We start from the raw sequence: 8,999 nt of genomic DNA on the forward strand, positions 1-8,999 counted from the left end.
CCGGGCACGTGGCGGGCGGGCCGGGTGACCTCGGTCACCGCCCGCCACGTGCCCGGCGCCCACGCGCTCGCCCTCGACCTGGTCTTCCCGCCCGACCGGCTCGACCTGCCGCGGACCGGCGGCAAGGTGCTGCGCGGCGAGGGCGACGGCTCGGCCGTGCTGGCGGACCTGCGCGCCGGCCGGCAGCCGGTGACCTCGGCGGGCGGCGCCTGCGGCCCGATCGGCACGGAGACCCGCGGCGCCACCTGGTGGGTGTTCGCCGGCATGGCGGCCGCGGTGATCGCCGTCATGGTGACCGTCGAACGCCGTTCCCGCCGCCCCCGCCCCCGCCGGCGCGGGCGCGGACCGGCCGCCCGCCGCTCCTACGGCGATCAGGGCTACCACGTCAATCAGCCCGGCGGTAACCCCTCGGGCAGCCCCGGTGACGGCGGCGGCGGAGGCGGCGGCTCGTTCTGATCAGGGCCCGGCGGCCTCCCAGCAGTGCGTCCAGCGCCCGTCGCCGAGCTCGGTGCGGCCCGGCACCGTGGTCGAGCACACCGGCAGCGCCACCGGGCAGCGGGGGTGGAAGCGGCATCCGCCCGGCGGATCGATGAGGCTGGGCGGCTCGCCGTGCCGCAGGCGTTCGCGCGGCGTCACCCGGTCGGGGTCCGGCGCCGATTCCAGCAGCAGCCGCGTGTAGGGGTGCCGGGCCGACTGGGTGAGCGCCTCGCCGGGCCCGCTCTCCACCAGCCGTCCGGCGTACATGACGGTGATGTCCTCGGCGAAGTAGCGCGCGCTGGCGATGTCGTGCGTGATGTAGAGCAGCGCCAGCCCGCTCTCGTCGGCCAGTTTCTCCAGCAGCCGCAGCACGCCGAGCCGGATCGACACGTCGAGCATGGAGACGGGCTCGTCGGCGATCAGCGCGATCGGCCGCACCGCCAGCGCGCGGGCGATCGCGACCCGCTGCCGCTGCCCGCCGGACAGCTCGTGCGGCAGCTTGTCCATGAACTGGTCGACGGGCGTGAGGCTGACCCGTTCGAGCAGCTCGGCGACCAGCTCCCGCTCGTGCGCGTCGCTCTTGACGTGCCCATGCACGCGCAGCGGCCTGGCCAGGTGGTAGCGGACCCGGTGGAAGGGGTTCAGCGAGGCGAACGGGTCCTGGAAGATCAGCTGCACCTGCCGCCGGTAGGACCGGAACGCCGGCCCCCGGTGCGCCCGCACGACCTCGCCGCGCAGCAGCACGTCGCCGGAGGTGGCCGGGTAGACCTGGGCCAGCAGCCGGGCGACCGTGCTCTTGCCGCATCCGCTCTCGCCGACCAGCGCACTCACCCGCCCGGCCCGCAGCGCCAGCGACACGTCCTCCACCGCCCGCACCGGCGGCCGCCTGCCCCATCGGCCGCGCGCCGCGGTGAAGTGCTTGGTGAGGTTGCGCCCCTCAAGGACGATCACGACGCCTCCCGTACGGTGTCCGCTCCGGTGCCCTCGTTGAGCAGGCACGCCACCTCGCCGCCCGGCACCGGCCGCAGCTCCGGCCGCTGGTCGGAGCAGCCGTCGAAGGCGTACCGGCAGCGCGGGTGGAAGGCGCAGCCGGACGGCGGCGAGCGCAGGTCGGGCGGCGTGCCGGGGATGCCGAGCAGTTCCTCGCGCGGCCCGCGCAGCCGGGGGAAGGAACGCAGCAGCCCCTCGGTGTAGGGGTGGCGGGGCGCGGTGCGCAGCGCCCGCGCGGTGCCGACCTCCACGACGCGGCCCGCGTACATGACGGCGATGCGGTCGGAGATCTCCATGAGCAGCGACAGGTCGTGGGTGATGAACACGACGGCGAACCCGTACTCCTCGCGCAGGTCGCCGATCTCGTGCAGGATGTCGCGCTGGACGACCACGTCGAGCGCGGTGGTGGGCTCGTCCATGATGATGATCTCGGGATTGAGCGCGAGCGCGATGGCGATCGCGGCGCGCTGCCGCATGCCGCCCGACAGCTCGTGCGGGTAGCCGCGCCGCCGGTCGGCGTTGATGCCGACGCGCCGCAGCAGTTCCGCGGCCCGTTCGGCGCGGGCCTTGCGCGACATGCCGGGCGCGTGAATGCGCAGCACGTCGTCGATCTGCGCGCCGATCGTGGCGACCGGGTTGAGGGAGTTCATGGCGCTCTGGAAGACGACGGCGAGTTCCTTCCACCGGAAGGCGCGCAACTGCTTCGGCCCGAGCGCGAGCACGTCGGCCTCGGTGCCGTCGCGGCGCCGGTAGCGGACCGAACCGGAGGTGATCGCGGCGGGCGGGCGCAGCAGCCGGGCGACGGCGTTGGCCAGCGTGGTCTTGCCGCTGCCGCTCTCCCCCGCCAGCCCGAGGAGCTCGCCGCGCCGCAGGTCGAGGCTCACGTCGGCGACCGCGTGCACGGCACCCGTCGCCGACTGGTAGTCGACCCCGAGGCCGCGTACTTCCAGGACGTTCACGCCTTCACCTTTCCTTCACGCGGCGGCTTGACGCCTTTGACGGGCTTGACGGGCTTGACGGTGCGCAGGCGAGGGTTGGCGATCTCGTCGATGCCGAAGTTGACCAGCGCCAGCCCGGTCCCGATGAGCGCGATGCACAGCCCCGGCGGGATGAACCACCACCACGCGCCGATGAGCAGCGCCTGCCCGTTCTGCGCGAAGTAGAGCATGCTGCCCCAGCTCACCGTGGACAGGTCGGCCAGGCCGAGGAACGACAGCCCGGCCTCGGCCAGGATCGCCGCGACGACCGTGGCCAGGAAGCTGGTCGCGATCACCGGCAGCAGCACGGGCAGGATCTCGAAGAACACCACCCGGAACGCCCCTTCGCCGCCGGCCCTGGCCGCCTCCACGAAGTCGCGGCGCCGTACCGACAGGGTCTGGGCGCGCAGCACACGCGCGCCCCACGCCCAGCCGGTGACGGCGATCACCACCGCCACGGAGGCGACGCCGCGCTGCGGCAGGTAGCCGGCCAGTACGATGATCAGCGGCAGCGCGGGCAGCACCAGGAAGATGTTGGTGAGCACCGACAGCACCTCGTCGACGGCGCCGCCGAAGTAACCGCCGACCAGCCCCACCACGATGGCGAGCAGGGTGGCGATCACCGCCGACAGCACGCCGACGCCGAGCGACACGCGGGCCCCGTAGACGAGCTGGACCAGCACGTCCTGCCCGGTCTGGGTGGTGCCGAGCCAGTGCGCGGCCGACGGCCCCTGCAGGCCGGCGTCGCCGGTGGCGGCCGGGTCGGCGTCGATGAGCAGCGGCCCGAGGATGGCGGCCAGCGCGAAGAAGGCGAGGATCCCCGCCCCGATCTTGATCTTCATTGCCTGGTCCTGGGGTCGAGGATCACGTACGCCAGGTCGGCCAGGAAGTTGGCGACCAGCACGGCCAGCGAGATGACCAGGAAGATGCCCTGCATGAGCGGGAAGTCCTCGTTCTCCACGCCCTTGAGCAGCATCGACCCGATGCCCGGGTAGGAGAAGACGATCTCGGTCAGCACCGAGCCGCCCACCACGAACCCGAGCGACAGCGCGAAGCTGGTGATGTTGGGCAGGATCGCGTTGCGGGCCGCGTACGCCCACATGACCCGGCGCGACGTCAGCCCCTTGGCCTCGGCCATCACCACGTAGTCCTCGCCCAGCGTGGTCACCATGACGTTGCGCATGCCGAGGATGCGGTCGGCCATCGACGCCAGCACGATCGTGATCGCGGGCAGCGCCGCGTGGTAGAGGACGCTCCCGGCGAACTCCCCGGTGAACCCCGGCACGACGTCCAGTGCGTACGCCCGGCTGACGGGGAACCACTCCAGCGTCACCCCGAAGACGAACACCAGCGCCAGCGCGACCCAGAAGTACGGCACCGCGTGCATGAACGTGGCCGCCGGCAGCACCCCGTCGAGCCAGGTGCCGCGCTTCCACGCCATGAGCACGCCGAGCGCGGTGCCCGCAACGTAACTGATCAGCGTGGCGACGCCGACCACGCCGATCGTCCACGGCAGGCTGCCGGCGATGACCGTGGACACCTCGGTCGGGAAGAAGGTGATCGACCGGCCCAGCTCGCCCTGCGCCAGGTTGCCCAGGTAGTCCACGTACTGCTGCCACAGGTTCGCGTCGCTGATGCCGAACGCGCGCTTCATCGCGTCGATCGCGGCCGGGTCGACGTTGCCCTTCAGCCGCGCCACCAGCAGGTCGACCGGGTCGCCCGGCATGAGGCGCGGGATGAGGAAGTTGAGCGTGACGGCGGCCCAGGCCGTGAGCAGGTAGAACCCGAGCCGCCTGAGGAGAAACCTCACGTGCCCGCCGGCTTCAGCCGCAGCAGCACCACGGCCGCGTCGGGTGAGGTGTAGGGCGACGGCATCGCGTACGGGTCCTGCGCGGACGGCCAGCCGACGTACTTGTCGGTCCGGTACTGCGCCCAGCTCGGGCTGTAGAACAGCGGCAGCGTCGGCAGCTTCTCCACCATGATCCGGCCGAGCCCCTGGGTGGCCTCGTGGTGCTCGGCCTCGTCCTCGGTGGCGGCGTAGGCGTCGATCAGCCGGTCGGTCTCGGCGTCCTTCCACCGCTGGTAGTTGCCGGTGGCCGACTTGCCGACGGGCGCGGCCAGCTTGCCGTAGAGCATCGAGCGCATCTGGAAGTACGGCTCCGCCCCGGCCGGGGTGGCGCGGATCGACAGGTCGAAGGTGCCCTTGCCGACCTTCGACACCCAGTCCTGGAAGGCCACGCCCCTGGTCTCGACGGTGATGCCGACCTTGGCCAGGTCCTCCCGGATGAGCTGGGCGGCGTTGACCCAGTCGGTGAACGGCGACGGCACCAGCAGCTCGAACTTCAGCTCCGCCGGGTCGACGTCCTTCAGCAGTTCCTTGGCCTCGGCCAGGTCCACGGCGAACTTCGCGTCCTTGTGCTCGGGCGGCAGGTACGCCTCACCGCCGGGCATCGGGATACCGGTCGGGTGCGCCACCTGGGTGTAGCCCCGCTCGGCCACCCGGACGATCTTCTCCCGGTCGATGGCCAGGCTGATGGCCTTGCGCACCTCCGGCTTGGACAGCACCGGATGGGTCAGGTTGGGCAGCAGCGCCACGACGCCCTCGGCGGGGAAGAAGTACTTGTTCGTCTCCGGCTTGCCCTGCACGTAGATCTTCTCGATGTCGGGCACGAACGCGCCCGCCCAGTCCACCTCGCCCTGCCGCAGCGCCGTCTGCACGCCGTTGGCCGTGTAGGCGGGGAACTTCAGCACCGGCACCTCGGGCTTGCCCGGCTGCCAGTAGCCCGGGTTCTTCGCCATCTCGTACAGCTGCGCGTTGAACGACGACAGCGTGTACGGGCCGGTCCCGACGGGTTCGGGGTTGGTGAACGTGACCGGGTTCTGCTTCTCGAACACGTGCTTGGGCACGATCGGCGTGTTGCCCGCGATGTTGAACAGCTTGGCGTACGAGGTGGACGCGAAGTCGACCCGGACCTTGTCCGGCGCCAGCACCTCGGTCGCCTTCAGCTCCAGCGCGCTCTTGTTGAGCTCCGGATGCTTCCTGATCACCTCGAACGTGTAGGCCACGTCCTCGGCGGTGAACGGCTTGCCGTCGGTCCACTTCACGCCCTGCCGCAGGGTGAACGTGAGCGACTTGCCGTCCTTGGACCACTCGTGCTTCAGCGCCAGCCAGGGGGTGACCTCGCCGGGCTTGAGCCGGTTGAAGAACTCCAGCGTCTCGTAGATCATCCCGCTGGTGCCGAAGTTCACGCCTTCGAGATGGAACGGGTTGAAGTTCTCCTGGAACGTCCCCGAGTCGATGGCATGGATGATCAGCGGCGGCGCGCTCGCCGTCCGCCCGGCCCCGGCGCCGCCGCCGGAGCACCCCGCCACCGCCAGGACCAGGGCCGCCAAGGCCACCAGGCTGCGTTTCATTCAGGACGCCTTTCCGAAATAGCTCGTCCGCAGGTTCCGCGACCCCTTCGGCGCGGCGAACGCCTGCGCCCGGCGGAACCCCGCCGGGGCGCCCCGCACGATCGTCAGCGCCCGGTAGTAGTCCACGTAGGGGAATCCGTACGTCTCGCCCCTGGCGTAGGCGTAGCCGGTGATCGCCTGCGACCAGATCTCGTACGCCTCCTCGCCCAGCTCGACGAAGACGTCCGGGGTGAAGCCGTCGGCGTCCTCCCAGTTGTCGGCGTAGTAGAGCTCGCCCGCCCAGTAGGCCGGCAGGTCGCGTGCCAGGGTCTTCAGGCCGCCGTAGAAGCGGGCGTCCTGGACGATGCGGTGGGTGCGGGCGTGGTCCTTGTGGATGGACTCGCCCCAGTGCGTGAGGATCACGTCCGGGCGCAGCTCCCTGATCAGGTCGCCGACGCGCATCTTGACGTCCTCGTCCTCGGGCAGCAGGCCGTCCTCGTAGTCGAGGAAGCGCACGCCCGCGCCGATCCGCGCGGCGAACGTCTCGGCCTCCTCGCGCTTCTGCCCGGCGTAGTCGGCGACCGTCATGCGAGGGTGGCCGCGCTCGCCGAGCGTCAGGTGCAGCAGCGTCGCGCGGTCGCCGCGCAGCACGTGCTGGGCGAGCACCGCGCCCGCCGTCAGGTCGAGGTCGCCCGCGTGGGCGCCGATGGCCAGGACGTGCGTCATGCCGGCCGCCTCATCACGTGGAACCGCCGGGTGACCTCGTAGCCCGCCTTGGTGTAGAGGTGACCGGCCGGGCTGGCCTCACCGGTCCACAGGAACCACGACGAGTGCAGCCCTTCGGCCCGCATCCTGGTCATGGTGAGATGGAGAAGGATCTTGCCGAGCCCGGTGCCGCGTTCGGCCGGGTCCACGCCGAACGGGCCGAACCGCTCGGCGATCCCCCGGTAGGCCCCGTAGAGCGCGAACCCGGCTATGCGCTCCTTCTTGGCGATGATCATGCGTTCGGGGTTCGCGTGGCGCCTGATCGCCTCGCCCCAGTCCGGGTTGAACTCCTCCGCCGCGAACCTGATCAGCTCCGGCAGCTCACCGTCCACCGGGGACCGGAACGCGTACCCCTCGCCCTCGCGGACGGCCCGCAGCTCCGCCGCCTCGGGCGGCGCCACGTAGCCGACGAGCGTCCGGTCCATCGCGACCGGGGAGTACAGCGTCGTGAACCCCATCCCGCCCAGCAGCCGGAACCCGTCCGGGTAGAGCTCGGCGTCGGCCCCGGGCAGCACGTAGTTCGGCGTGTAGGAGGCGAAGTCCACCGTCCTGCCGTCCAGGAACCGCAGCGCCTCGCCCAGCAGCCGCCGCCCCAGCCCCCGCCCCCGGTGCTCCGGCGCGACGAAGAAGAACGGGATCCACCCCATCCCAGGCTCCAGGTCCAGCCCCGGCGCCAGCGGAGTCCGCCGGCGCACCCCGTACGCGCACCCGGCCACCCGGCCGTCCACCACGGCCACGCGCAACCCCTCGGGGTCGAAGTTCGGGTCGAGCAGCACGCAGTCGCGCAGCCAGCCGGCGGTCGTGGGGTCGCCTGGCATGCTCCGGTTCCAGGCGTCGACGAGGGAGCCCTCGTCCCCCGCGGCGAACGCTCGGACAGTGACCATCGGACGGTCCTTTCACCTGGGCTTCGCCGCCAGCTTTCCGAGTGTTAACCCCCGTGGTCAATGATTTTCGGGCAGAAATTTTCCTGGATTATGGAGCTATTGAAACTTTCCTTCGTGTCCGGTAAGTATGGGATGTTGTGCATTCCGGCCCCAGCCGGAATCCCGCGACGCGCTGCCTGCCGCCGGACCTAGTCCGCCGGTCTGAGGCTGATCTGCGCCCCCACCTGCTCGAACCCGAGCCTCCTGGCCACCCGCCTGGACGCCTCCGGGCGGGCCCGCCACTGCGGCAGCAGCCCCAGCCGCAGTGCGTCGGCGACCGCCGCCGAGGCCGCCGTCCGGGCCAGCCCCGCGCCGCGCCGGTGCGCCGCCGTCAGCACGCTCACGTGCGCCACCGATCCCGGCCAGGACCGATACCCGGCCACGGCGACCACCTCGCGGCCCTCCCGCACCGCGAAGGCGCCCGAGGTGATCTCCCGCAGCCCGCTCTCGCCGACGTCGCCAGGATCGGCCGCGTCCAGCAGCGCGGTCACGCCCGCGTCATCGGCCGCCAGCCGCTCGGCCCCGCCGTCGCCGGGGGTGAACGCCTCAGGGTCGAGGTAGGCCAGCGTCGCCGGACCGAGCACGTCCGTGACGGGCATCACCCCGGGCAGCAGTTCCAGATCCGCCCCCACGGCGCGCACCGCGTCCCGCACCCGCCCCCCCCGCCCCGGCTCGGGCACCGTGGCGAGGACCGCCCCGTCGAGCGCCACCACGCCCACCCAACCGGCCGGGCACAGCGCCGACTCCGGCGAGACCACCACGCGCACCCCGCCCGGCCCGGGAAAGGCCGCCGGCGCCATGGCCAGCCCCGCCCACATCTCCCGGACCTGCTCCTTCACCGTCTTCCGCATGCCGCCATGATCCCGCGTTGTTCAGCCACCAGGTCCCGTCCGGCCGATCACGCCGTCCACACCATGGTCTGCTGGTGCAGCCGCCTGCCGCCGTACCGGATCCCGGGCACCGGCGGCGTCGGCCCGTGCTTGACGAACCCCGACCGCTCGAAGAACCGCACCGCCCGGACGTTCTCGCACAGCGTCTGCAGGTGGCAGCCCGGCGAGCCGTTCTCCCTGAGCCGGTCGAGCCAGCGCCCCATCAGCCCCTGGGCGGCGCCGGTGCCGCGCGCCTCCGGTGCCACGTTGATGTGCAGGTGCGCCGGCCACCGCGCGTCCTCGAAGCCGGACAGCTTCGGCTGCCTCCTGACCGCCGCCCACGCCACGTCCACGACGCTGCGCGCGAAGAACGCGGCGGGCCGGGCCCGGAACATCAGCCGATGCTCCTTGATCGCCCGCTCCATGAGCTCGTCCTCGCCCGGGAACTTCGAGCTGTCGACGCAGCCGGTCAGGTAGCCGGCCAGCCGCCCGCCCACCACGGCCACGAACAGCGATCCGGGCTCCAGCTCCAGGTACGGCTCCAGGTAGACGGCCGCCTCGGACGGGACGTGCCCCCACAGCGACGCGGTGGGCGACCCCTCCCC

General features: G+C 72.0%; 10 protein-coding genes. 1 reads left to right on the forward strand and 9 read right to left on the reverse strand.

The annotated features are described in order from the left end of the window. Positions 1-456: hypothetical protein (locus tag ADY59_RS52075; RefSeq protein WP_049576892.1), on the forward strand; the 456-nt coding region annotated here is incomplete at its 5' end. Here ADY59_RS52075 and ADY59_RS45230 read toward each other — a convergent pair. The 9 genes from ADY59_RS45230 to ADY59_RS45270 form a co-directional block, all read right to left on the reverse strand. Continuing rightward, positions 457-1,428 (reverse strand): ABC transporter ATP-binding protein, encoded by a 972-nt coding sequence (locus ADY59_RS45230; RefSeq protein WP_197094163.1) that lies wholly within the window; start codon positions 1,426-1,428, stop codon positions 457-459. It abuts the gene before it with no gap. Further along, complete coding sequence (locus tag ADY59_RS45235; RefSeq protein ID WP_049576894.1) at positions 1,425-2,426, reverse strand: ABC transporter ATP-binding protein; 1,002 nt, start codon at positions 2,424-2,426, stop codon at positions 1,425-1,427. Before ADY59_RS45235 ends, ADY59_RS45230 begins: the two co-directional genes overlap by 4 nt. After that, positions 2,423-3,286, reverse strand: coding sequence for an ABC transporter permease (locus ADY59_RS45240; protein ID WP_053175785.1), 864 nt, complete (start codon positions 3,284-3,286; stop codon positions 2,423-2,425). Before ADY59_RS45240 ends, ADY59_RS45235 begins: the two co-directional genes overlap by 4 nt. Then, positions 3,283-4,254 carry an ABC transporter permease gene (locus ADY59_RS45245; protein ID WP_049576895.1) on the reverse strand — a complete coding sequence of 324 codons (972 nt, stop codon included), beginning with the start codon at positions 4,252-4,254 and terminating at the stop codon, positions 3,283-3,285. The genes ADY59_RS45240 and ADY59_RS45245 overlap by 4 nt, the downstream gene beginning before the upstream one ends. Then, on the reverse strand, positions 4,251-5,858 hold the full coding sequence (locus ADY59_RS45250; protein ID WP_049576898.1) for an ABC transporter substrate-binding protein: 1,608 nt from the start codon (positions 5,856-5,858) through the stop codon (positions 4,251-4,253). Before ADY59_RS45250 ends, ADY59_RS45245 begins: the two co-directional genes overlap by 4 nt. Beyond that, complete coding sequence (locus ADY59_RS45255) at positions 5,859-6,563, reverse strand: PIG-L deacetylase family protein (protein WP_049576900.1); 705 nt, start codon at positions 6,561-6,563, stop codon at positions 5,859-5,861. It lies immediately after the preceding gene. Next, on the reverse strand, positions 6,560-7,486 hold the full coding sequence (locus ADY59_RS45260; protein ID WP_049576903.1) for a GNAT family N-acetyltransferase: 927 nt from the start codon (positions 7,484-7,486) through the stop codon (positions 6,560-6,562). Before ADY59_RS45260 ends, ADY59_RS45255 begins: the two co-directional genes overlap by 4 nt. 188 nt (positions 7,487-7,674) lie before the next feature. Continuing rightward, entirely contained in the window at positions 7,675-8,376 is a 702-nt protein-coding gene (locus ADY59_RS45265) for a GNAT family N-acetyltransferase (RefSeq protein ID WP_049576905.1), read from the reverse strand. Positions 8,377-8,423: 47 nt separating this feature from the next. Next, positions 8,424-8,999: GNAT family N-acetyltransferase (locus tag ADY59_RS45270; RefSeq protein WP_049576908.1), on the reverse strand; the 576-nt coding region annotated here is incomplete at its 5' end.

Origin of the sequence: Nonomuraea sp. SBT364 (genome assembly GCF_001083785.1) — a bacterium.
GTDB lineage: Bacteria > Actinomycetota > Actinomycetes > Streptosporangiales > Streptosporangiaceae > Nonomuraea.